Annotated in this window: 12 protein-coding genes; 4 read left to right on the forward strand and 8 right to left on the reverse strand. The window is 68.5% G+C overall.

Annotated features, from left to right (window positions below):
* Positions 1–125: 125 nt before the first annotated feature.
* Positions 126–5147, reverse strand: a complete 5022-nt coding sequence (locus KEG57_RS48880; RefSeq protein WP_272424480.1) for an AAA family ATPase — start codon at positions 5145–5147, stop codon at positions 126–128.
* Between the two features lie 174 nt (positions 5148–5321).
* Entirely contained in the window at positions 5322–6302 is a 981-nt protein-coding gene (locus KEG57_RS48885) for an SDR family oxidoreductase (protein ID WP_272424481.1), read from the reverse strand.
* A gap of 92 nt (positions 6303–6394) precedes the next feature.
* Between KEG57_RS48885 and KEG57_RS48890 the strand changes: the two genes are divergently transcribed.
* From KEG57_RS48890 to KEG57_RS48900, 3 genes are all read left to right on the forward strand, one after another.
* Entirely contained in the window at positions 6395–7300 is a 906-nt protein-coding gene (locus tag KEG57_RS48890; protein WP_272424539.1) for a LysR family transcriptional regulator, read from the forward strand.
* 736 nt (positions 7301–8036) lie between these two features.
* Positions 8037–8828 carry a hypothetical protein gene (locus KEG57_RS48895; RefSeq protein ID WP_272424482.1) on the forward strand — a complete coding sequence of 264 codons (792 nt, stop codon included), beginning with the start codon at positions 8037–8039 and terminating at the stop codon, positions 8826–8828.
* 12 nt (positions 8829–8840) lie between these two features.
* The gene (locus tag KEG57_RS48900) at positions 8841–13601 is read left to right on the forward strand and encodes a protein kinase domain-containing protein (RefSeq protein WP_272424484.1); all 4761 of its coding nucleotides are present in this window, start codon (positions 8841–8843) and stop codon (positions 13599–13601) included.
* A gap of 22 nt (positions 13602–13623) precedes the next feature.
* Here KEG57_RS48900 and KEG57_RS48905 read toward each other — a convergent pair whose 3' ends face one another.
* The 5 genes from KEG57_RS48905 to KEG57_RS48925 are packed head-to-tail and all read right to left on the reverse strand — an operon-like array spanning position 13624 to position 19023.
* Positions 13624–14583 (reverse strand): tetratricopeptide repeat protein, encoded by a 960-nt coding sequence (locus KEG57_RS48905; RefSeq protein ID WP_272424486.1) that lies wholly within the window; start codon positions 14581–14583, stop codon positions 13624–13626.
* 10 nt (positions 14584–14593) lie between these two features.
* On the reverse strand, positions 14594–16432 hold the full coding sequence (locus tag KEG57_RS48910) for a serine/threonine-protein kinase (RefSeq protein ID WP_272424488.1): 1839 nt from the start codon (positions 16430–16432) through the stop codon (positions 14594–14596).
* A 2-nt stretch (positions 16433–16434) separates the two neighbouring features.
* A complete protein-coding gene (locus tag KEG57_RS48915; RefSeq protein WP_272424490.1) occupies positions 16435–17349 on the reverse strand; it encodes a hypothetical protein in 915 nt (304 codons plus the stop codon).
* 16 nt (positions 17350–17365) lie between these two features.
* Positions 17366–18343 carry a peptidase associated/transthyretin-like domain-containing protein gene (locus KEG57_RS48920; RefSeq protein WP_272459817.1) on the reverse strand — a complete coding sequence of 326 codons (978 nt, stop codon included), beginning with the start codon at positions 18341–18343 and terminating at the stop codon, positions 17366–17368.
* A gap of 2 nt (positions 18344–18345) precedes the next feature.
* Positions 18346–19023: a hypothetical protein gene (locus KEG57_RS48925; RefSeq protein WP_272459818.1), complete on the reverse strand. Its 678-nt coding sequence runs from the start codon at positions 19021–19023 to the stop codon at positions 18346–18348.
* A 340-nt stretch (positions 19024–19363) separates the two neighbouring features.
* Here KEG57_RS48925 and pglX point away from each other — a divergent pair, with 340 nt between their 5' ends.
* Positions 19364–23302 carry a BREX-2 system adenine-specific DNA-methyltransferase PglX gene (gene pglX, locus KEG57_RS48930; RefSeq protein WP_272459819.1) on the forward strand — a complete coding sequence of 1313 codons (3939 nt, stop codon included), beginning with the start codon at positions 19364–19366 and terminating at the stop codon, positions 23300–23302.
* 451 nt (positions 23303–23753) lie between these two features.
* Here the strand turns inward: pglX and KEG57_RS48935 are convergent, their stop codons facing one another.
* The gene (locus tag KEG57_RS48935; RefSeq protein WP_272459820.1) at positions 23754–24440 is read right to left on the reverse strand and encodes a hypothetical protein; all 687 of its coding nucleotides are present in this window, start codon (positions 24438–24440) and stop codon (positions 23754–23756) included.
* Positions 24441–24498: the final 58 nt, after the last annotated feature.

Genomic DNA, 24498 nt, shown 5'->3' on the forward strand with positions numbered 1-24498 from the left:
ATCGCGCAGTTCTTCCACAAATGGTCCAGGGCTTGCCCTGGTTCGGGTCGAGGGGCGAACAGCCCCCGCGGGGTCCGGGGCAGCGCCCCGGCGCGGCGGTTTCCTCGCGCTCTCCGCTCGGGGATTCAGCGCCCGAACGTCGCGCCCGTGCGTCGCAATGCGTGCTCGATGCCGCTTTCGAGCGACGAGCGCGTCGTGATGCCGCGGAAATCTGCGTCGAGTCCGACGAGCACCTTGGCGACCTCGCCGCGGATCCCCGTGAGCACTGTCTCGGTGCCGAGCAATGCGAGCGCGCGCGCCGTCTCCACGACCGTGCTCACCACAGACGCGTCGACGCAGCGCAGCCCCGTCAGATCGAGGAGCACCAGGCGCGCGGAGGACGCGTGCGCGCCGGCCAGCGCGGCTTCCAGGATCTGCTGGGCGCGCGCCGCATCCACGCTCCCGATGATTGGCATGACGAGCACACCTTTCGTCAGCGGAATGAGCGGCGTTGACAGCTCCGCGAGCCGGTCTTCCTGGGCGCGCAGGATCTTCAGATGCAGCGCCTCGCGGGCCCGCTCGGCCTCGGCGCGCTCTGCGAGCTCGCGTTCGAGCCGCTCGCTTTGCGCGCGCAAGACCTCCGCCTGCTCCACCGTGCGCGCATTGGCTGCGCGGAGCTCTGCGGTACGCTCCTCGACCTCGCGCGCGAGCAGTTTTCCGTGCGCGGCGAGCTCACGCGTCTTGTCCTCCAGCGTTGCGTAAAGCAACGCATTTTCGAGGGCGCCGGCTGCCTGCGCGCTCAGGATCTGGACGAGCTCCGCGCGCTCCGCGGGGAATGCGTCGCGGGCCTCGAAATGTTCGAGCACGAGCACGCCGAACCGGCGGCCGCGTTGCTTCAGCACGAGACAAAGAAGCGAACGAGGCGCGCGGCGGCGGAGGTAGGGGTCGTCGCAAAACCGTGGATCGATTGCCGGATCCGTGAGCAACAAGAGCTCGCCGAGGCGCACCGTGTACCGGATGATGGATTGCGGCAAATCGTTACGCGTTTCGAGCGGGGCCTCGAGCTTGACGCGGACCTCGTCGGGCTCGAGGGACGCCAGGGCTTCGAGGCGTAACGCGCCCTCTCGTTCGAGCACCAGCGCGCCGCGTTGCGCCCCCGCGCAGGCGAGGATCGTGCGCATCACGCGATCGAGGGCGTGTTCGAGGTGGAGCTCACTCGAAATGGCGCTGGAGGCGCGCAGGAGCGCCTGGATGTCGAGCCCGCCTGTGTCGCTCGGGAAACGCAGGCTGCCGGCGGGCTGCGAGCTCCTTTGCCACCGTGCGACCTCGCCAAACCGGGCCCGAAGCTCCGCGACTTTGGCGTTGGCCCCCCATCGCTCGTAGGCGTCGATGGCTTCGGCCACGTACACGGACGCCGCGCGGCCCGAGCCGAGCTGCGTGAGACAACCCGCCGCGAGCTCGTGCCCGAGCGCCTCGTATTGCAAGAACGCGCCGCGCTGCGCCTCGTCGATCGCCTCGTCGAAAAGGGCGATCGCGTCCTCTCGGCGCCCCTCGACGCGCGCGCGCTCGGCGCGGACGAGCAGCCATTTGTGCCGGAAATTATCGCGGCCGTGCGTCGCCCATGCGGCGAGCCGCTCCTCCTCCTTGCGCGCGGCTTCGAGGTGCTCTTCCCCTCCCAGCGCGAGGTGCGCGAGCGCCACGTAAAGCGCGAGCGTCGCCTCGATCGGCATGGCCATGACCGCGCCGAGGACGGGCCGGATGTGCTCGAGCTCGGCGAGCGCCTCGGCGGGACGGCCGAACGTGTAGAGCTGAAAGAGCCGCAGGATGTGGTGGAATGCGATGCCGCAGCCGAAGCTCGCCGCGTGGATCTGTGCGAGGGCGTTCGCCTCGTCGAATGCGGGGCTCATCGACGTCACGTCGGATCCGATGAGCGCACGGAAATATTGCTCTTCCAGCTTGATCGTCAGCTCGATGGGCCGGTTGTTGGTCCGCTTCGCGAACGTGACGAACCCCTCGCAAATGCGGAAGAGGTCGGGCAGCGGCGTACCAATCTCGTAATGCTGCCAGGGGGCCTCGAATGCGAGGAACCCTGCATACACCGCGTCGCCGACCTCCTGGCACGCCGTGAACGCGCTCTCCAGCACGGGCAGGTCCTCGCGCATGTGGCGCTGCCAGAACTGGATGTGATCGCCGTGCAGATGAAGGAGCGTCCCGCGGAGCCTCTTGTCGCCCATCTTCTCGTTCAGGCGCAGCGACATCTCCGAGAAACGGACGCCGGACGGGGTGTCGCCGAACACCGCGACGAGCATGAGGCCGTAGACGCTGTAGGCGAAGCAGGACGGCTCCGCGTTGCCATGCCGGAGCGAGAAATTCAGCATGCGCAGCGTGACGAGCGGGAAAAGCGCCGGGCGGCCGATGTAAGCACAAGGCGCGCAATCGGCGAGCAACGTGAGCACCGCGCGATCCCTCGGATCGACCATGCGCGGCGCCGAGAGGAGATCCTCGATGCTGCGGCCCGCCATTCCAGTATGGATTTGCTCGATCTCCCCCGCGATCTGCGCGTTCGCGTCCTCGGCCGTCTCGGGCAAATCGACGCCGAACCTGCGCAGCGCTGCCGTCGCGAGCGTCACGCCCTCCGCATACCGCCCCGCGACCTGATACAGCTTGAGGCGGACGCTCTCGAGGCCCGCGCGCTCGACGTCGTCCTGCGCGCGCCGCAGGCATTCGGCGAAGAGCGCCTCGGCCGCGTCGAAATGCCCCGCGAGGTACTCACTCTCGGCGCACTCCGCGTGCAGATCTCGCGTGAGTGTGTACTCCGTCCCCCACGCGTCCTCCGGCAAAAGGCCGAGCCCCGCGCGCAGAAGCTCGACGGCGTACGCATATGCCGTCGACGCTTTTGCATTCCGCCCGGCCGCGAGGTCGAGCCGCGCGAGGTCGACCTTCTCCTCGGCCGATTCGAGGAGCGTCGCCGCTCGGTTCAGATGGCCGACCACCGAAAAGAGCGCTCCTTTCGCGTCGAGCCCCCCGCGCCCGCGGAGCGCTCGGCCGATATCGAGATGTGTGCGCGGCCGGTCCGACGCGGGGATCAGCAGGTATGCGCCCTGCTGAATGCGGTCGTGCAGGAAGCGGTACCGCGATTCCTCGTGGGCGCTCGTGTCCCTGGAATCGAGCGTCTGGACGAACCCCGCCTGCACCGCGCTCCGGAGGGCGACGGCGAGCTCGGCCGGCGAAAGCTCGGCCACGAGCGAGAGCGCGCCGAGGTCGAACTGGTGGCCGATGCAGGCCGCGAGTCGGAGCACGCGCAAGGTCTCGCGCGGCAAGCGCCCGAGCTCGGCCGCCACGAGCACGGCCACGTCGTCGCTCACGCCCCGCGCGCTGATCTTCTCGAGGTCCCATTGCCATGCCCCCGCGGCCTCGTTCCAGGCGAGGTCTTGGTCGTGGATCATGGCGACCACGAGCTGATTCACGAAAAACGGGTTTCCGAGCGTCTTTTGCGTGACGTGCTCGGCGAGTCTCGAAACGGCGTCGGGCGAGCATTCGAGCCCGTCGGCGAGCAGCGACGTCACGTCCGCAGAGGAGAGCGACCCGAGGTGGATCTCGGTCACGCGGGCGCCGTCGCGCCGGAGCGCGTCGAGGGTTTGCCTGAGCGGATGCGCCGCGTCGACCTCTTGCTCCCGATACGCGCCCATGAGGAGCAGATGCGAGCGCCCCGGATCCGTGAGCCAGAGCCGAAGCAGCCGAATGGAGGCCGCGTCGGCCCATTGCAGATCGTCGAGGAAGATGGAGACCGGGTGCTCGGGCCGGCAGAAGACGGAGAGGAGCGCCTGCAGCACCTGATCGAAGCGGTTCTGCGACTCGGACGGCCCGAGCTCGAGGACCGCCGGCTGCGGCCCGAGGATGCCCTCGAGCTCGGGCAAAAGCGGGACCACGAGGGCCGCATTCGCGCCGAGCACGGCGGCGAGCGACTGCCCGAGCGCTTCGACCTCCGCGGGCCGCTCGGCCATCACCTGGCGCAAGAGATCCCGGAGCGCCTGCGATACCGCGCTGAACGGTTGATTGCGGTTGTACTGGTCGCACTTTCCCGCGACGAAATAGCCGTGCGCGAGGGCGACCTCCGGGTAGAGCTCCTGCACGAGCGCCGATTTGCCGATGCCCGCATATCCCGCCACGAGCACGAGCTCGGCGCCTTTGCGGCTCGCCCGCCCGAACGCCTCGCGCAAGGCCTCGATCTCGCGCGCGCGCCCGTAGAGCCGCTGGGCCCCGGTCCAGGTGCGGCGCCGATCGTGCTGGCCGAGCGGGAACGGCTGGATCTCGCCCCGCTCGTCGAGCTCCAGCAAGCATTCGACGAGGTCGGCCGCGAGCCCGGACGCGCTCTGGTAACGGGCGTCGGCCTCCTTTGCGAGCAGCTTCGAAACGATGGCCGAGACCACCTTGGGGATATCGGTGTCGAGCTCGTGCGGCGGCGTCGGGGTCCGCGCGATATGGCTATGCACGAGGTGGAGGGGATCGGCGCTCGTGAACGGCAGCGTTCCGGTCAGGAGCTCGTACATCGTGACCCCGAGCGAATACAGATCACTCGTGCGGCCGATGGGACGCCCGGTGCGCCCCGTCTGCTCGGGCGAGACATAGGCGAGTGTGCCTTCGAGCGACTGTGCCGCGACCCCGTCGGCGAGCTTCGCCCCGATGCGCCCCGCGAGCCCGAAATGGAAGAGATGCACAGAGCCCGTCGTCGGATCGTAGAGGATGTGATCCGGATGGATGTCCTTGTGGACGACGCCTTTTTCGTGGACGGCGGCGAGGATCTCGCACACCGATACGACCACCCGGATCGCCGTTTTCAGAGACAACCGGCCTCGACGGAGGGCGTCACGCAGCGGATGACCCGCGACAGACGGGAATGCGAGCGCCCAGCGTCGCCCGACCCGCACGAGGCCTTGGCTGTGCAGGACGCCGGGGACCGCTGCGAGCTCTTCGAGGATCTCGTGCTCGTGACGGAGGAGCGCAATCTCGCGCGAGCTCGGCAGCTCGCGGCCCGTCATTTCGAGGATCCAGGGCGTCCCGTCGTCCTTTCGCCGGGCCCGGACCCAAACGTGATCGTTGTCCGACGTGATTTCCTCGATGGCCTCGAAGGTCGAATCGAGCATGAGTGTATTCGGCGTGCTTCCCATTGCTCCTCTGCTCGCGGTACCTGCGAAGCTCGGATCAGAAGCGCGCCTCCGCGCGTCGTCAAGAACGAAAGCGGCGTCCGCGCCGTGTTCGGCGCCGTGGAGCAGTGGTTCACGTCACGTCGTGCACCGTTGGCGCAATTCTCTCTGGAGCGTTCGTCAAGGTCATGACGCAATTCATTCCAAAGGCTCGATGCAACCGAGCCCCGACAGCGTCGTCCTCACGGCCTCCTCCAGCGGCGTGTGCGGCTCGCTGCCGAGCACCCCGACGAGCCGCCGGTTATCCATGCGGATCGGCTCCTGCCACAGATAACGCATCTCCTTCATCTCGCGGAACAGCGGCACGAACGGCGCGGCGATCCCGAGCGCCCACCACGGGAAAGCGCGGACCTTGGGCTCCGCGCCGCCCGTCGCACCGGCCACCACGCGGCGGATCGTATTCACCATGCGGCTGCCGTCCTCGTCCCAATGGCCGGCCATGTGGAACGTCGCGAAATCCTCGAGCCCCTCCTCGCGCTCGACGAGTTCTACCATCGTCTTCGCCACGTCGGGCAGGTAGGACCATTGATGGCCGACGCCGGGGCGGCCGGGATCGCTGACCGTTTTGACAGGCTGACCGGGCTTGATCAGGCCTTGCGAGAACCAGTTGTTGCCTGCTCGCGGGCCGAAGAAGTCGCCGGCGCGCACGATCAGGCTGCGCACGCCGGAGGCGGCGGCGGCGCGCAGGCGGCGCTCCAGTTCGACGCGAATCGCTCCCTTGCGCGTGCGCGGGTGCTGGGGCGAATCCTCGTGGAGCACCGGGAAGGCATCGGGCCCGTAGTTGTAAATGGTCCCTGGCAGCACGATACGCGCGCCGGCGGCGCGGGCGGCTGCGATGCTGCTCTCCAGCATCGGCAGCACGAGCTCGCTCCAGTTCCGGTAGCCCGGTGGGTTGACCGCGTGCACGAGGATCGACGCGCCCTCCGCCGCCCTCCGCACGTCGTCGCGGCACATCGCGTCGCCTTGCATCCATGAAAGACCATCGGCCCGCGCCGCCACGCGGGCCGAATCCCGATGTAGCGCCCGCACTGTCCACCCCGCGTCGCGCAGTTGCCGCGCCACCTCGCCGCCGATGCCGCCGGTTGCGCCCAGAACGAGGACCGTCTTCTTGCTCGCCATCACGTTGCTCCTTGGTTTCGGTGACGGCAGTGTGGGCCGGAACTGCTGCAATTGAAATTGCACAAGATATTGCATCAGCTATACGTTTTCGTATGACGGATGCGGAACCCGGCTGGGAGCTCTATCGCTCGTTTCTCGGCGTCTTGAAGGAAGGCAGCTTGTCCGGCGCGGCGCGCTCGCTCGGGCTGACCCAGCCGACGGTGGGCCGGCACGTGGAAGCGCTGGAGCAGGCGCTCGGCCTGGCCTTGTTCACGCGCTCGCAGCTCGGCCTCGCGCCGACCGAGGCAGCGCTCGCGCTCGAGCCCTACGCCGAGACCCTGGCCGCGACCGCGGCGGCCCTGCTGCGCGTGGCGCAAAGCCAAGGCGACGGGGTGCGCGGCACCGTGCGCATCACGGCCAGCGAGGTCGTCGGCGTCGAGGTGCTACCGCCGATCCTGGCAGCGCTGCGCGAGCAGCATCCCGGGCTGATGGTCGAGCTCGCGCTCACGAGCCGAGTGGAAGACCTGCTCAAGCGCGAGGCCGACATCGCCGTGCGCATGGTGCGTCCGAGCCAGGACGTGCTCTTGGCCCGCCGCGTGGGCACCATCGAGCTCGGGTTGCACGCGCACGAGGACTACCTCGGCCGCCACGGTACGCCGCGTAGCCTTCGCGAGCTGATGAACGGCCACGCGATCATCGGGTTCGACCGCGAGACGGCGTTCCTCCGCGGCCTGCGAAAAGAGCTCGGTCCGCTGCGGCGCGACGCCTTCGCGCTGAGGGCCGACAGCGACCTTGCTCAGCTCGCCGCGATCCGCGCCGGCTACGGCATCGGCATCTGCCAGGTCGGGCTCGCCCGGCGTGACGCGCGCCTGATCCGTGTGCTGCCCAAGGACCTCTCGTTGCCGCTCGACACCTGGGTGGCGATGCACGTGGACCTGCGGGACAGTCCGCGTTGCCGCGTCGCCTTCGAGGCGGTGGCGGAGGGGCTGAGACGCTACATCGAGGGAGAGGTGTCGTAACACCGCCCCCACACCGGTCACCCGCCCTCCCCGCCCTCCCCGCGCGCCCGTCCTGCGTGGCGTCCGCTGCCGCGGACCGGGATCGCCACCTTCCACAGGTGTCACCTCCCCGAGCCCTACCCGCGCGGCACCTGTGACACGTGTCCGTCGTCCTCTCCGAGCGCCGGGACGCGCCTGCCACGTGCGTCCATGCAGCGACGAGCACGGCTCCACCCGCTGCCACATGTGTCATCTGCACGACCCGAACAGCCATCACGACCGACACACGTGCCAGGCTCCGTGCCGGCACAGGACCACCACCTGACACGTGTGGACGCCGCGCCGGGGCGCCGCCCCGGACCCCGCGGGGGCTGTTCGCCCCTCGACCCGAACCAGGGCAAGCCCTGGACCATTTGGGAAGAACTGCGCGATGCGCAGTTCTTCCACAGGCCGGTGGCAAGACCAGAGACAGCGTTGCTGATCGAAAGGGCAGCGCGGCTGTCTTGGTTGGCAGGGGTCGTTCCTCGGCCTGTTCGATGAACTGCGCATCGCGCAGTTCATCGACCCCGGGTCCAGCCCCTGGCTGGTCCGGGTCCAGGGGTGGACAACCCCTGGTGGGGCCTGGGGCAACGCCCCAGCGCAGCGCCTCCCAGATGACACCAATGCGCCGCTCGACACCTGGGTGGATGCGCGCGGGAGACGCGCCACCGGGTTCTTCCCTGCCGCTCCGATCCGCCCTATCCTCCCCGCCCTCGGCATGCCGCACGTTGCACCTTCCCAGGATCAGGCCCTGTGCTTCTACCGAGCTGCGCTCACCACGGCTCGGATGCTCGATCACGACAGTGACGCACGTGTCCTCGATGCCGACGCCGATGCGGCCTGGCAGGCGTATGGCGACGACTTGCCCGCGGTCGTTCGTTGCGACCTCGTCCTGCGCAACTTCGCCATGCTCTACCCGGCTGCGTTTGCGCCGGGGCCCGTGTTCGGGCTCTCGGGTTGGTACGATGACGACCCCTGGGGCACCGGCTTCGAGCGGCCGCCGCACAAGATCGTCGAGGGCCTCTTCGCGGGCCGCAACACGCCCGAAAGCCCAGCGGACGCCCTCGAGCAGGTCCTGCATTCGTGGGGACTCGCGGTGGACACGCGGGCCGCCGAGGAGGCCCTGCGCGCGCGGATCTCCCCTTCGACCCATGTCCTCGTGTCCGGAGGCCGCGCCGCTGCGGCGGTGGCCCGCGTGTTCCTGCGTGGCGAGCGCCTCTCCATGCGGTCGCAGGGCATCCTCGTGAGCGCGGATCCTGCGGCGCGACAGGTGCTCGGCGTCACGTGCGCGCTTGGCCGCGAGGCGGGCGTGCCGCTCCTCGCCGATCTGCGACGTGAGCCCGAGGAGACGCCTTCCGCCTGGGCGACCCGCGAGAAACGACGGCTGAACGTGGCGCGCGCGGATCTCCTCGTCCTCTCGCCGGATGCGAGCACGAGCGAGCGCGCGTCCGCGCAGGCGCTCGCGGCGGTGCTCGGCGCGGCGGACGTGATCGACATCGCCGCCGACTAGCGAGGATCGGCCATGAGCACGTTCCAGCGCTTCGACGTCATCGGCACGACCCCCCACCGGCACGAGCGCGAGGGGCTCGAATGGCTCCGCGCGGCGCTGCCCACGTACGATCCCCACGGCGCCGTCGCGCTGTTCTCCTTCCAGACCGACGATGGCAGACGCTACGAGGTCGACGCCGTCGCGCTCACCTCGCATTGCCTCTACGTCGTCGAGCTCAAGTCCTGGCGCGGCAAGGTCATCGAGGGCGATGCGCGCCACCTCGTCACGCACTCCCGCGAGCGCGGTCGCGAGGTCGTCGATCACCCGCTGCCGCTGCTGGAAACGAAGACCAAGGCCTTCATGGATCGTGTGCGTCGCGTCGCGCGCCGCCTCGGTCCCCGTGACCTCGTCGACGCCATGGATCGGCTCTGGGCCGAGCCGCTCGTGTGGCTCACCCACGCCGACGGAACGGACCTCGGCTCTCACGATGCCGCGCGTTCACACCTCGTCGTCGGCCGGTCCGAGATTGGCGACGCCATCCGCCAGGCTTCGTTTCCCGGCGCGCGCGACGATCTCCGCGGCCGCAGCATCCCGCGGGACACCTTGAAGCTCCTTCGCCGCGTCCTCGGTGCGAGCGAGTTCGGCCTTGGCAAGATCGACAAATCCCTCACTGTCCTTGACGGTCGTTTCGACCTCGCCGAGCTCGTCGAGGAGGGCGACAATTACCAGGATCACTGGGCCGTCCCCCACGGCGTCGGCCCGCGCTGCCGCGTCCGCTCCTATCTCACGCCGAAGAGCGATCGTGCCTTCGTCGACGCCCTCGAACGCCGCGTGAAGCGTGAGGCCGACGTGCTCCTGCACCTCGGCGATCACCCCGACATCCTCGCGCTCGAACAGCTCGATCCCAAGGGACCTCTCGGCCCGGCGATCGTCTTCCGCGGCTTCCCCGGCAAGACGCTCGACGTCTTCCTCAAGCAGCACCGCGGCGACGAGGGCCGCTCGAACCTCGACATCAACGACAAGCTCGCGATCCTCCGTCGTGTCGCCGACGCGCTCGCTTTCTGCCACCGCGCCGACGTCGTTCACGGTGCGCTCTCGCCCGAAGCCGTGCTCGTTCATCGCGCGGCGCCGCATCGCGCGGGCGAGCATGGCCCCCTCGAAGTCAAGCTCACCCGCTTTGCGCTCGCCGCGTCCGGCGAACCCACGAGCGAGGGCACACGCCTCTTCACCCGCCTCGCGGGCGCCTCCGCGAGCCTGTACGAGGCGCCCGAAGTCGCGCGCGGCGTGCGGCCCACGCCCGCGAGCGACATGTTTTCCCTCGGCGCGCTCGCGTACTTCCTGCTCGCCGAGGCAAAACCCGCCGCCACGACGGTCGAGCTCACGCAACGGCTCGCGCGGGACGCGGGGCTCTTGATCTCCGCCGTGCGCGACGATCTCTTCCCGCCCGGCGTCCGCGACAGCGTCGATGCCGTTCTCTGGGAAGCCACGTCCATCGAGCCGACCGAGCGTGTCCGTGGCCTCCCGACGCCGCTCGACTTCATCGATCGCCTCGAAGAGGCCCTGACCACGCCCGAGGCGCCCGTCGTCTCCGCGCCCGCCCCCGAGCACACCGAGCGCGAGATCGACCCGCTCGACGCCGTCAAGGGCGACACCCTCGGCGGCGATTTGCGTGTGCTCGGCGAGCTCGGCAGCGGCGCCACGGCGCGCGTCTTCAAGATCGACCACCCGCGCGAGGGCGAGGTCGCGCTCAAGGTGCCGCTCTCGGACGCACACGACGAGCGCATCGCGCACGAGGCCGAGGTCCTCGAAAAACTCCGCCGCATGGCCGGCGTCGATCGCATCGCGCACTTCATCGATCGGCGCACCCTCGCCGGTCGCACCTGCCTCCTCGTGCAGCTCGCCGGCGACCGCACGCTTGCCGACGAGCTCCGCGCCGAGGGCGCCCTCTCGCTCGATTACGCGCGCCGCTGGGGTGACGACCTGCTCACCGCGCTCCGCAGTCTCGAAGAGGCCGGCGTCCAGCACCGCGACATCAAGCCCGCCAACATCGGCCTCACCACCGGCTTCGAGAAGGGCAAAAAGCGCCTCCTGCTCTTCGATTTCTCGCTCTCCTCGCGTCCCGCCGAGGACCTCGGCGTCGGCACCCCGGCCTACAAGGACCCCGAGCTCGCCGCGCGGGGCCGCTGGGACGACGCCGCGGATCGCTGGGCCGCGGCCATCACCCTCCACGAGATGTTCACCGGCGTTCGCCCGGCCCCCGCGCCCGCGTCCGACCCCGGCGCCGTCGCCGTGCGGATCGAATCCGACCGCATCGACGCCGACGTGCGCGACGGCCTCCTCCCGTTCCTCGAACGGGCCTTTCGCTTCTCGGCACGCGAGCGCTTCCCCACGGCCGACGACATGCGCGACGCCTTCATTCGCGCGCTCCACAAGGTCCCGGAGCAGGAAGGCCACGCCGTCGACGAGCCCCGGATCGGCCTTGCCGAGCTCAAGGGCCTCGGCCCGGAGGCGCGCGTCGGGGATCTGCCCCTCTCCACCCGGCAACGCAACGCGCTCGATCGGATGGGGATCTACACGCTCCACGAGCTCGCCCAGCTCTCGAGCAACCGCATCGGCGGCGTCCGTGGCGTGGGCGCGAGGACGGCGCGTTCGCTCGTCGAGCTGGCCGACATCGTCCGCAAGCACCTCGAAATCAGCGCGACCGACGCGCCGCCCCCGTTCTTCCGGGGGTTTGGCGGCGCGCGCCGCAGCGTCGACGAGGTGGCCGAGGCGGGGCGCTTGAGCCGTCCGCTCGCGCGGCGCCTCGTCGAGGCGGGGCTTGCGGACTCCATCGCGGTCGCCTCGGCGCCCCAGGCGCAGGTGAAGAACCTCGTCACGGGGGCGCGCAAGGAGGGGGCGCGCGAGGGGCTCAAGGACCTCACGACGTGGCTCGAAGAGCTGCTCGATGCGGCGCGCCCGCCCTCGACGCTGGGCGCGGCCGTGGAGCTCGTGGCGCCGAGCGGCGGGGCCAAGGGCGGCGTCTCGCGCAGGCGCGTCCGGCAGTACCTCGGGCTCGAGGAGCTCGAAGGGTTTCCGAGGCACGGCAGCATGGTCGACCTCGCGCGCGCCTCGGGCATCACACGCGCGGCCGTCTCCATCGACATCGGCAAGGCGCGAGAACGCTGGACCGGCCCCGGGGGTTCGGGGGCAGAGCTCGGCTCGTCCGAGCGGAGCCCCCGAGCGTCGACGACCGCGCCCAAGCCCCGCGAGCTCGCCGTCCTCGAACGTGTCTTCTCCGCCGTCGATGCGACCCTCGCGGCGAGCGCCTCCGTCGTGCCCCTCGACCGCGCCGCGGCCGCCGTCCTGGAGGTCCTCCCCCCCGAGCCGGATCTCTCGCTGGAGGCCACTCGGCACGCGGCCGAGGCCCTCGTCCGTGCCGTCACCGAGCTCGACGCCCACCTCCTCGGCGGCCCCGAGGGCGCGCGCCTAAAACTCCGCCGCGCGTCCCAGGGCGCACCGGCTCCGATGCTCGTGGCCAGGGACCGCTCAGGCTTCGACCTCGCCGACCGCCTCGGCCGCGAGGCCGACGCCCTCGTCGAAGGAGGCAGCGTCGTCGCCGAGGCCGCCGCTGCGGCCCGCCTGCGCGAGATGATCCGCGCGGAAGGCCTCGGCCCTCGCTCCGCCGAGCAAGCTGCGGCGCTCCCCGATCGTGCGCTCGTCGGCCTCGCCGCGGCGACTGCCACCCGCGCCAGGATCTCCGCCCGTGGCGAGCTCTACCCGGCCGGCCTGCCTGCGGAGCGCGCGATCGTCCTCAGCGCCGCGGCCCTTGCGGGTCGTGTCCCGATGGCCGAGCTCGAGCGCCGCGTCCGCGCCCGGTACCCCGACGGCGCGCGCCTCCCCGACGATCCCGCCGCCCGCGAGCGTCTTGCCGCCTCCATTGGTCTTCGCTTCGTCGGCGACGCCTTCGTGCCGAACGAGCGTACGCTCGGCGTCGGGTCGACCGAGCTCGGCAGCTCGAGCTCCGGCGGATCCGGCTCGGCCTCCGGCGCGACACCCGCTGCCGCGCCCGCTTCTCCCGCCGCCTCCGCGCCTTCTCGGCGCCCGCCGCGCGGCGAGCGACCGAAGGGCGACGTCGTGGGCGCGACGGCCACGCGGGTCTTCGACGAGGAGCTCGAGCGCGCCTCGCGCGACGGTGCATTCCGTGTCCTCCTTTGGCGGGGCGAGGCCCTGGACGCTGGCCACCGTGGCGCGCCCAATGCCGAACGCGTCACGTCCGCGGTCGCGCGGCGTGTCGGCGGCGTGGTCCATCCGCTCGACAGCTTGCTCATCTCTGCCGCGGAGGTCGTTGCGGCCCAGAAAAAACTCCGCGGCGGCCTCGCGCCTGCGCTCGAAGCGGATGCGCGGGGCCCGGAGGGACCGGCGTGGGCGCGGCTCGTCGAGCTCATGCGCCTCGCTTCCGCGCACCTGGTCGCGGGCCTCCTCGCCTCCCCGCGTCCTCGCATTCTCACGCGCCTCGGCCTCCTCGGCCGGTACGAGCTCCTCTCGGCGATCTCCGACCTTGCCCAGGTTCACCGCGAGCCGGCGCCTCCCGAGGGCCGTGCGGCGACACTCGTCGTGCTTCCGGTCTTCGCGGGCGAGGGTGCGGTCGTCGAGGTCGGAGCGGACGTGGCCGAGCGGGTCGGGGCGGCGGCGGGCACGACGCTCGTGCCGGTGCCGGGGCTCTTGCCGCACGAGATCCTGGAGGTCCCGGCTTCGTGGGTCGTGCAGAAGGCGGAGCGGCGATCGGGCAGTCAGCCGCCGGCGCCGGGCGTGTGAATTTCGGCGCCCACGTTCCCGTTCAAAAACGCCCTCGAAGGGCCCCAAACGTGCTGCCGGGGCCCACGATCGGGACGAACTGAAGGGGGATTGTCGCCGCGGTGGATGTGTTCGTCGATTTCGACGTGCCGTGCCACAACACGAGCGCCCCTGCCATGGCCGCGCCGCCGAGGAAAAGAAACCCCCCCATCGGAACGAACAGATCTGGGCGCTGCGGCTCGTTCTCCAGGCCCACGAGGCCCACGCCGGCGCCCGCCGCGAGGCCGAGCACCCCCAGGGTCGCGAGCGGAAGAACCCAGGGGCTCGTCCTGGCGACGATTTCCTTCATGGGCGCGGGTGGCGGAGGCAATTCATCCACGAGCTCCGGCACGTGAATCGTGATGGGTTTGTCGTGGGAGGTCACGAGAAACGATTGCCGCCAGGGCACCTTGCGGGGTGCTGTCGCGAGCACGATGTGCTCCCCGATGTCCAGCGCCTTCGTCACCGGCTCCGAACCTTGCCCCGAGGGCGTGTCCAGCCGAGCGCCGTCGAGGTGGAGCTCGAGCCCCTCGGGGCGCATGCTCGGCGGGGGCAACGACACGATCAGCTTGCCGATGGTCGGCGTGATGCCGGCTGCGATGTCTCGCGCGAGCTTCACCTCGGCCGGGTCTTTCGCCGTCCTCTGGATGTCCTCGAGCAGCTCGAAGGCACGCGCGTGCCGGTCCATCCGATAATGACACTTCGCGAGCACGAACTTCGACGAAGTGGCGGGATCGAGCCGGAGACTCTCCTCCAGGAGGGGACATGCCGAACGATATTGCTTCTTCGACATGTGCTGGCGTCCTCGCAGGAGCAGCTCTTTGGCCAGAGGCAATCCCCCCTGCGTTCCGTCGCGATCCGGATGCCGGACGACCGGCTTCGCCAGAGGCGGTGTGGCAAAGGCCTGCGATGTCGTCGCCAGGTAGAAGGGCAGGACGAGCGTCAGGGCACGCGCGCGATGCATGGGAGCTCTCCTAAAAGGGGACCCCGCCAAACGGGTCGTTGACACTGCCTTTGCGGTTCTTCGGGGGTTTGGAGATCACGCCCGTGGCGACAGGCGTGGGCGCGGACCTCGGCGCGGGCGCGGACGTTTTTCCGGGCGACGACGGCGGTCGGGTCGTGGATGCAATCGAGGGAGGCGTCGCGGAGGGCGACGTCGATGCCTCCGGCGCGGACGCCGATGCTGTCGAAACTGGGGCTGGGGTCGGGTTCGGAGGGGCGGCCGAGGTGGGCGCTTTTGGCGGGACCGGCGATGCGGTCGTCGCAGGGCCCGTGGGCTCTTGCGGCGACGCGACTTTGCCCAGCCATACCCAGAGCGCTCCGACGAGCGCCGTTGCTCCGATCAGCATGACGGCGCCGGAAGCTGCCATCACACCTGCCACGCGCAGCCGCGATCGTTCGTTGTCCGCGGGCTTCGTCGCGGGATGAAACAGAGGCATCGGGCCCGGGCTGTCCCGCTCCGACGTCATCGTGGGGGCGCAGAGCCGCGAATCGGGCTCGGCTGGCGACGGCGGCGGAAAGGACGAAGGGAACTTTTCCCACGCGGTTGGCGGCGGCATGGAGGACGGGACGCGGACGAGCTCGCTTCCGGGAGGCGAATCCATCTTGGCTCGCGGCGACGCGGCCGGCGGCCAGGGCCACGACGGCGCGATCGGCAGCGGCGTCGTGATCGAGGGGACCTTCTGCGCCACGAGGGGCTTTGGCAGATAAGGAAACTCGTCGATATCGTCGGACCCTGGCGGGAGCGCCGGCAGCGCCGCGCGAACGGCTTGCGCGCTCACGATCGGAATCGTGTGTTTCAGGTTGCGGAGATCCGTCGGACGCCCCCATGGCTGCGATGGGACCTCTGCTCGTGCCGTGGGGCTCTCTCGTTTGGGCAGGAACGCCCTGTGCAGCGTGGGCGCGTCGTCGTCCGGGTCCTCGGCGACCTTGGCGTTGCCGGGCAAATACGGCGCGAGCTCGCTCATGAGCTCGACCATGCTCGGCATACGCGTGGTCATGTCGTGCTCGAGGCAGCGGAGGATCACCTCTTCGAGGCCGGGCTCGAGGTCGAGCCTGTACTTTCCCGGCGGCTCGCAGGGAGTCCCGTCGAGGACCGTGGCGAAGATCTCCACGTGATTCGAGGCCTCGAAGGGCACCTGGTTCGTGACGAGCTTGTAGAGGACGGCGCCGAGGGCCCAGACATCGGTGCGTCCGTCGACGTTTTTCGACGAGCGCATCTGCTCGGGGGACATGTAGAGCAGCGAGCCCATGATGTCGTTGGCGCCGGTCACGTCCACCGCCTCGACGCCTGGAAGGGGGAGCTGCTTCGAAATGCCGAAATCGACCACCTTGATGCATGGCGAACCATCCGGGCGGGTCGTCAAGAACAGGTTCGAGGGCTTGATGTCCCGGTGCACGATGCCCGCGGCGTGGGCCTCGGCGAGGGCCTTGCACGCCTGGAAGACGTAGAGCGCGGCGAGGTCGGTCGGCAGCGGCCCGGTTTTGCGGAGGAGCTGCGCGAGGTCGAGACCGCGGAGCAGCTCCATGACGATGAACGGCGCGCCGGAGTCGAGACGTCCGACGTCGTAGACCTGCGTGATGTGCTCGCTCCGCAGACGCACCGTGGCCCTCGCCTCGCGGAGGAACCGCTCGACGGCGACGGCATTGCCGAGCTGATTGGGGAGCATCAGCTTGATCGCGCGTTTCTCGTGCAGATCGAGGTGCAAGGCGGCGACGACGACGCCCATGCCGCCTTTGCCGAGGATCCGCTCGACGCGATACTTGTCGGCGAGGATGTCGCCGGGCTGTACGTCACGAGCTGATAGGTTCATGATCATTCGGCGGGCTTGCAGCAGAAGGTCACGGGGCCCTTGGGGAGGAACTCCCCGCTCGATTCTCCGCCGGTTGGTTCGGTCATCAATTGGGGGGCCATCGTTTTGATGCCGTAGGCATACGAAATGTATTCGATGCCAACGCAGCGCTGGGCGCCGTCGATGACGAGCTGTTCGCCATCCGATTCTCCGTTGTAGCAAATGTCGGAAATCGTGTACCCATCCCACTGGCACTGAGCTTTGCAGCTACAAGCCGAGCAACTCCGACCGTCGACACCCGTCGTATAGGCCTCGATGCCGTGATCCCAGCCCGTCGGGCACGTGAGGCCATGTCCCGAGGCTTGGATGCAGATCATGCCCGTCGCCTCCTGGGGGGGAACCTTGCAGATGTCGAACCTCGCTCCCCATGTCGGCAAGTCGATGGCCTGCTCGATGACGCCGACCTCAGGGGCTCCCACCTCCCCGACGACGCTGCAATGAGCGACCCCGCTGGGAAAGCTGATCTTTCTGTCATCGCTGTCCCGGTTCCACATCGATACCGCGCACTCCCCCACGGATACATGGGTCTTGAGCTTGATCCCCGCATCGCAGCTCGATCCATCCCGGCATTCGAGCTCCGGCAGCGAACAGCCACGTACGACGTTTTGCAAATCGCAGGCGCATTCGCGACACTTCTGCGGTTCATTCGAAGGCGGATTCATGTAATATGGCGTCGGTTCCGCTCCGTCGCCGCATCTGTCCGCCGTCGTCCTCGCGTCCTGGATCTCGCGCAGGAAGTGATACCCCGTGAAGCCCTCCGGCACCTCGATGCACGTGCCGTCGTCTTCGCAGGTGTAGAGAACGCCGCATCCGAGCGGATGAAACACCAGCACGAAAGCCGGCAGGACCATCGAAGCGCTCCACTTGATCCACTTCATGGTTTTCTCTCGACCTTCAGAAAGAGCCCTGAACCTGTAGATACGGTCCGGGAGTCATGCGGAGCCCCACCCGTGGCGCCGTCGCCTTCCCCGGAGACCGCCAGAGCAAGTACGTCGTGACCCCGACCCCGGCGCCGGCCAGCGCGAGCGCGCCGACGCCACTCCAGAAGTACGGGATTTGCTGCACCGCGATCCCATGGAGCTCTTTGCACGCGTCGAGCCCCGGCCTCTCCGCGCAGTACGTCTCGCTCTCGATGCCATGCTCGCGCCGATACGCAGCCGCCTCCGCATCCACCGAGCCCGCCTTCGCCAGGAGCCCGATTCCCACCCCGAGGCTCACCGCCGCGCCCGCCCCGGTCGTGATCGCCGCCCAGGGCAACCCCTTCGACGTAGGCCCCGGCGGCGGAACCGCCCCCCTCGCCGGCGCCAGCAAAAGCCGCACGGTATGGGTGCTCCCCGCGCTCACCTCCACCGTTTGCATCCTCTTGCCCCGGCTTCGCTGCACTTCGATGAGCCGTGTCCCGGGATCGACGAACACCGGGTCCACGAGTGGTGACGGCCCGACCGGCTTGCCATCCACGAAAACGTCCGCGCCCGGCTCGTCCACCCGAATGGTCAACGTGCCGACATGGCTCTTCGCCTCCTCCAGCATCACCCGCGCCCGCGTAAGCTTCTCGGCCGGCCGGTCCTTGGGGTATTCCCGCACGTAATACGTGAGGTGCTCGGCCGCGTCCCTGTACTTCCCGAGACGCATCTCGCAATCGCCGAGCATCCCGGCGATCTGGTGATGCTTCTTCAAGCTCCACGCCGCGACGAACGCCGCGTGCGCCTCGGCGAATTGCTCGGCGCCATAAAGCGCGATCCCCTCCTCGGACAGCTTTCGCGCGCGGTCCGTGGCCACGTCGGGCGGTGACGGCAGCGCCGGGTCGGCGAAGCTTTGGCAGGGCATCAAAAGGGCGAACCCGAAGAGGCCCATCACGAACGTTCGTCGCATGGTCAAAACTCGATTCCCGTCTCCAGCCCCGTCGCGCGAGGCTTCGGTTCGCCCCTCGGGCGTGTCGGTTTCCACGACGGCCGCTTGGACTGCGAAGCCGCCGCCGGCGGGCCCTGCTTCTCCCATGTCACGGGCTTGTCCGCCTTTGTGCTCGTTTCCCCTGTCTCCGCGGCTTTCGCCATCCCCTCCGGCGATGGCGCCGCCGCGGGGATCACGGGCCGTGGTACATGCAAGAGCACGAGCGGCGCCGCTCCCTTCCCCAGCAGCATCCACGTCAATGCCACTCCCACCACGGCCCCCGCGAGGGCGACCACCGGCGCCCACCGCCGCGGTTTCGCCTCGACCACCACGACACGCTCGACCGGCGCGTCACTCCTCGTCAGCGGCGCGTGGATCCCGGGCAGCGGAGCTTCTTCCTCCACCCCGTCGAAGATCCATTCGGCCCCGTCGGCCGAGCGCCGGCCCACGAGCGTCGGCTCGGCGCGTGGGTCCACGCCGCTCCCCACGATGACCCTCGGCGGCGCGACTTCTTCCGTTGCTTGGCTCGTGGGGGGCAGGATCCCCTTCACGTGCACCGAAGGCCCCTTCGATTCCGCGGCTTGGGCGAGCTCGGCGGCCAGCTCCACGCGCATCTCCTCGATCAGCGCGTCGAGCTTCACCTCCAGCGATTCGCGGTCCACGGGCTCGCGGGATGGGCGCGACGTCCTCTCATTCCCGGAATCTCCGGAAGAATCGAGACCCTTCATGCTCTCTGTTCGCTCTCGCGTCGTCCCCGAAGATCGGCCCCGCCTCATGGACGACGCGCACCTTCATAATGGACGCCAATCTTTTGAAGCAACCTAAAAATAATTCATGCCGCCGCGGGAAGGCGCGCCCGTAGCTTTGCCCACGGGCCTTCACGCTACCGGATGCACTTCGTATTCGCCGCAATCACACATTGCGGGAGCGAGCGCCCGCGCCTCCATCCCCCTCTTGCCTCGCTGCCCGCCCTTCGGTTAGGCTCCCCGCCGTTCGTCCGCCATGCACAAACTTTCCTCCCTCCCGCCCCTCACCGAGCCCGAATCCTTCGTCCGCGCGATGGCCAAGCTCCACCGCCGTCTCGCCGAGGATCTCCGCCAGCGCGCCGCCGACCCTCGGGTCGACCCTTCGCTTCGCGAAGCGCACGCCGCCGATCGCAAGCAAGGTCGCACGGGCGAACCCTTCGAGACGTACCGCGAGGCCTTTTGTGATCAGGTCGCGGCGAGCTGGGTCCTTTGCGCGGTCTTTGCGCGCACGCTGGAGGATCGCGGGTATCTGCCGCATCGGCTGGCCGGCCCCGGCGCGACGGAGCGGCAGGCGATGTTCCGCGCGTCGTTCAAGTACCTGGGCGATCGTGATTACCTGCTGCACGTCTTCGACGCGATTTCCCTTTTGCCGGGCGGGCGTGAGGTGTTCGGGCCGGGGTATGCGCCGCTGTGGCGGCTCGGTCCGACGTCGCGGGCGATTGGCGAGCTTCTGGACGAGCTTCGTGCGGAGGAGAAGGGTGCGCTGCGGTATTCGTTCGGGCGTCCTTCGGGGGAAGCGGAGCACGAGGGGGCGTCGACGCGGTACCTCGGGGATCTGTATCAGGACCTGAACGAGGGGGTGCGGAAGCGGTATGCGCTGCTGCAGACGCCCGATTTCGTGGAGCGGTTCCTGCTCGACAACACGCTCGATCCGGCGATCCGTGAGCGCGGGGTGGCGGTGACGGTGCTGGATCCGGCGTGTGGATCGGGGCACTTGCTGCTGGGTGCGTACGATCGTCTGTTCGAGGCGCGGCTGCGGGCGGAGCCTGGGAAGCCGGTGGCGGAGACGGCGCGGAAGGCGCTGTCGCAGGTGTATGGGGTCGATCTGAATCCGTACGCCTCGGCGATGTCACGGTTCCGGTTGCTCTTGAGTTACCTCGACAAGGCCGGCATCACGAGGCTGGAGGAGGTGCCCGAGCGCCTACCCTTGCAGGTCTACGTGGGGGATTCGCTGCTGGCGGGCCTGTCCGAGATGCAGGTGGGGTTTGGGGATCTGTTTGCGCGGCAGGGGCAGGAGGTCGCGGGGTTCGAGCGGGGGCCGGTGTTTTCGCTGTTCGATACGGCGGCGGATGTGCTGCTGAAGAAGACGCGGTTCGATGTGGTGGTGGCGAATCCGCCGTACATCACGGAAAAGGATGCGCAGAAGCGGGAGTTGATTCGGAAGCGGTACAAGGCGGCGTCGGGGAAGTATGCGCTTTCGGCTCCGTTTGCGGAGCGGATCTTTCAGTTGGGGAACGAGGGGGCTTGGACGGGGCAGATCACGGCGAACTCGTTCATGAAGCGGGAGTTTGGCAGCGCGCTCGTCGAGCAGGTGCTGAAGGAACTCGATTTGACGGAGGTCATCGATACCTCGAATGCTTATATTCCGGGCCATGGGACGCCGACTGTGATCCTATTCGGGCGGATGCAGCGGCCGATTGATGCGAAGGTGCGCGTGGTGATGGGCAGCCGCGGGGAGCCAACGACGCCGGATGTGCCCGCGGAGGGGAAAGTTTGGTCGGCGATTGCGGACCATCATCGGGAGGTGAGGTTCGAGAACGAGTTCATCACCGTGGCGGAGGTAGAGCGGGAGAAGCTCGCGAAACATCCGTGGAGTATTGGAGGGGGTGGGGCGGCGGATTTGAAGGATCTCCTGGAGGAGCGGGCGGAAAAGAAGCTCGGAGACCTTGTCCAGAGCATCGGCATCAGTGCTGTCACGGGGGAGGATGACGTTTATCTCCGGGCGAGACGTGCATACTTGCGAATTCCGGAGCAGTTTACCCGGCAGCTCATCGAGGGGGATCTGGTTCGAGACTGGGCAATCGCGGAATCAGACTACGTGCTCTTTCCCTATGATGGGGACTTGAACCGCCTGCCCTTGGAGGCTGTGCCCGGCGGGCTCGCGCATCTTTGGCCTTACAAGCATATCATCAACAAGCGAAAGCGTTTCGGCGTGCCTATGGTGCAACGCGGGTTGACATGGTATGAGCTGCAGGAGCTTTATGCCGACAAGCTGCGGACCCCGCTCTCCATTAGCTTCGCCTTCGTGTCCACCCACAACCACTTCGTCCTCGACCGCGGCGGCAAGGTATTCAAGCAGACGGCCCCCATCATCAAGCTGCCTGAAGGCGCAACCGAGGCAGAGCATCTGGTGCTCCTGGGTTATCTTAACAGCTCGACAGCATGCTTCTGGATGAAGCAAGCCTGTACTAAAAAGGGCGAGGGTGGTGGTGCGCGTGTTGCCGGCGGATTTTCAATCATGGGTACCGAGGAGTGGAAGAATAACTTCGAATTTAGCGGAACTGCGCTCCTCAATATGCCAGTGCCTCCCGGAACGGCCCCTCTGCCCTGGGCCAAGGCACTCATCGAACAAGCCAACAAGGCGGCCGAGTTGGCACCGCAGCGAGCACTTGCGTCGCTTTTATCAAGTGAGCCGACCGCAAGCGCGCTGCGTAGCCGTCTTGCCTCAATGCAACGCGCACATGAGCTATGTCGCAATATCGCTTGCGCTCTTCAAGAGGAGCTGGATTGGGTTGTCTACCGAATTTTAAGTTTTCCCGTCCCGCCGAGTAACATCGGAGTTGATGATATCGAGGAACTTTTGCCGGCATGTAGGCCAGTAGAGATCCTCGTCGCGGAGCGGCTGAAGCAAGGCGAGAATACCGAATGGTTCGAACGCTTTGGGCGAACGCCAAGCACCCTCGAAGACGCGGTCACACGTTATCCGGCACGAGCAGAGTTGATCAGGGAACGCGTACGGTGCATTCGTCAACACAAGGAGCTCCAATTACTTGAGCGCCTCGAATACAAGCGTCGCTGGGAACCCTTCGATTGGGACGGTGCCGTCTGCGAGGCATGTGAGTCCTGGCTCCTCGACCGCACCGAATCCTTCTTCCGCTCCCGCGACCCCCGCCCCCTCCCCATCCGCACCCTCGCCGCCGAGCTGAACCACGATCCCAAAGTCCGCGCCGTCGCCGAAGTCCTCACCCATTCCAGCACCTTCGACCTCGAATCCCTCCTGGCCGACCTCCTCCAAAAGGAATCCGTCTCCTCCGCCACCTGCCAGGTCTACACCGACGAGGGCATCGAAACCCGCCGCGCGTGGGAGCGCGTCTGGGACCTTCAACGGCGCGAGGACGCCGGCGAAACCGTTTCCATCGAACCTCCCCCCAAGTACGACCAGAAAGACTTCGAAAACGCCGCCACCGTCTGGCGCCACCGCGGCAAGCTCGACGTCCCCAAGGAACGATTCATCGCCTACCCCACCGCCACCCCGCCCGCCGGCGCCTCCGGAAAGGCCGGCCTCGTGTTCGGCTGGGCCGGCTGGGACCACCTGCAAAAGCTCCAGGCCTCAATCGAGCTCTGGCAGGAGGAAATGGGCCTCCACGGCGGCGACGTCCTCCCCCGCGCCACCCGCAAGGACCGCGAAGAATCCCTCGGCCCCGCCGCCGCGACCGACGACGCCCTCGCCCGCGATGCCGCGGCCCGTCACAAGCTCGCCCCCCTCCTGCAAACCATGGTCGACCTGCTCCCCTGGGTCCGCCAATGGCACGACGAGGACGGCGAGACCGCGAGCCAATTCGAGGCCTACGTGTCCGAAGAGGCGCGCAAGATCGAGATGTCCCTCGACGAAGCGAGAACCTACCGCAGGCCCGCGCGCACGCAGACGCGTGGCCGCAAGCCTGCGTCCGCGTCCGCCTCCGCCTCCGCTTCCGCGTCCGCGTCCGCTTCCGCCCCCGCGTCCGCCTCCGCGATTCTGGAGGCCGTTCGGGCGGCGGATGGCGGGGCCGGCGTGGCCGTGGCCGGGCTCGCGGAGTCGCTGTCGATGAGCGCGGCGGCAATCAAGAAGGCCGTGGATGCGCTCGTCGAGGAGGGAAAACTCGTCGAGCGGAAGAAGCGGCCGAGGATGGTGTCCGTCGCGGGGGATGCAGGGTAACGAAGCGAAGGAGAGGCGTGCGTTCGCCCTCCCCACCCATCACCCGCCCTCCCCGCCCTCCCCGCGCGCCTGTCCTGCGTGTCACCCGCTCCCGCGGAGCGGGATCACCAACTTCCACACGTGTCACCTCCGCGAGCCACACCCGCGTGGCACCGGTGACGCGTGTCACCCGCCCTTTCCGAGCGCCGGGACGGCCTGCCACGTGTATCCATGCAACGACGAGCACGAATTCGCCCGCTGCCACACGTATCATCTGCCCGACCCGAACAGCCCCCGCGACGGACACACGTGCCAGGCACCGTGCCGGCACAGGACCACCACCTGACACGTGTGGAACCCCCAAAACGAGCAGGAAATCGGCAATGGAAACAAAAAACCCCCTCTCCAGCGAGAGGGGGTTTCGGGGGTGAGAAGGTCTCACCCCCGCGAAAGCGTACGTCTCAGCTCGACTTCACCCCACCGGCTCCGCCGGCTCCGCCCCCTTCTTGCCCGACGCCCGGCTCCGCGTCGGAATCACCTCGTGGATGTCGACCTCGCGCAGCCCGTGACCCTTGTAAAGCCGCTTCAAATTCGCGAGCTCCATCTGCGCGGCCCGCCCGAGCGCGGTCCGCACCCGCCCGAGCATCTCGAGCTGCGTCTTTGCGGCCATGGCCGGCTCCACCTTCGCCCGCAGCAATGCTGCCGCTTCCTCGACGGTGTTTGCGGCCGCCTCCCGCACGTCCCCGGGCAGACGCGGATGCACCTGCCTCCGGAGCAGCGAAACCAGAAGCTCCATCCGCCGCGGCTGCGTGGCGACGTCCCCGTCCGTGTAGAGCGCGATTCCCCCGGGGAAAAGCAGGCTCAGGTGCGGATCCACCGCCGGCCGCCCGAGCGCGTTCCAGATGTCGTCCGACACCTTGCCGAGCAACTTGTCGGCCTTGCCGTTCTCCGCCGAAAGCGCCGCGAGCGCCGGTCCCGCCTTGGCCTCGACCTCGGCGATCTGGGCCTCCACGTTGCTCACCACGGCGAGCACAGGCCCGAGCCGCTGCTCGGCGAGCGCCTGAAACGTCCCGCCCCGCACGACAGCGCGGTCGTACGTCGTGCGGGTGTCCGCGAAAATGTCCTTTACCGGGGCACGCTTGCGAATGACCTCACCCATGAGAACCTCCCTTTCTGGGGGGCGACGAGCGCCTCGGACGGGAGCGGGAGCAAAGGGT

The sequence above is a fragment of the Polyangium jinanense genome, from assembly GCF_028435365.1.

Coding starts and splice junctions, on each gene's coding strand:
- KEG57_RS48880 (WP_272424480.1), bottom strand. CDS start 5,147: ATGGGAAGCACGCCGAATACACTCATGCTCGATTCGACCTTCGAGGCC.
- KEG57_RS48885 (WP_272424481.1), bottom strand. CDS start 6,302: ATGGCGAGCAAGAAGACGGTCCTCGTTCTGGGCGCAACCGGCGGCATC.
- KEG57_RS48890 (WP_272424539.1), top strand. CDS start 6,395: ATGACGGATGCGGAACCCGGCTGGGAGCTCTATCGCTCGTTTCTCGGC.
- KEG57_RS48895 (WP_272424482.1), top strand. CDS start 8,037: ATGCCGCACGTTGCACCTTCCCAGGATCAGGCCCTGTGCTTCTACCGA.
- KEG57_RS48900 (WP_272424484.1), top strand. CDS start 8,841: ATGAGCACGTTCCAGCGCTTCGACGTCATCGGCACGACCCCCCACCGG.
- KEG57_RS48905 (WP_272424486.1), bottom strand. CDS start 14,583: ATGCATCGCGCGCGTGCCCTGACGCTCGTCCTGCCCTTCTACCTGGCG.
- KEG57_RS48910 (WP_272424488.1), bottom strand. CDS start 16,432: ATGAACCTATCAGCTCGTGACGTACAGCCCGGCGACATCCTCGCCGAC.
- KEG57_RS48915 (WP_272424490.1), bottom strand. CDS start 17,349: ATGAAGTGGATCAAGTGGAGCGCTTCGATGGTCCTGCCGGCTTTCGTG.
- KEG57_RS48920 (WP_272459817.1), bottom strand. CDS start 18,343: ATGCGACGAACGTTCGTGATGGGCCTCTTCGGGTTCGCCCTTTTGATG.
- pglX (WP_272459819.1), top strand. CDS start 19,364: ATGCACAAACTTTCCTCCCTCCCGCCCCTCACCGAGCCCGAATCCTTC.
- KEG57_RS48935 (WP_272459820.1), bottom strand. CDS start 24,440: ATGGGTGAGGTCATTCGCAAGCGTGCCCCGGTAAAGGACATTTTCGCG.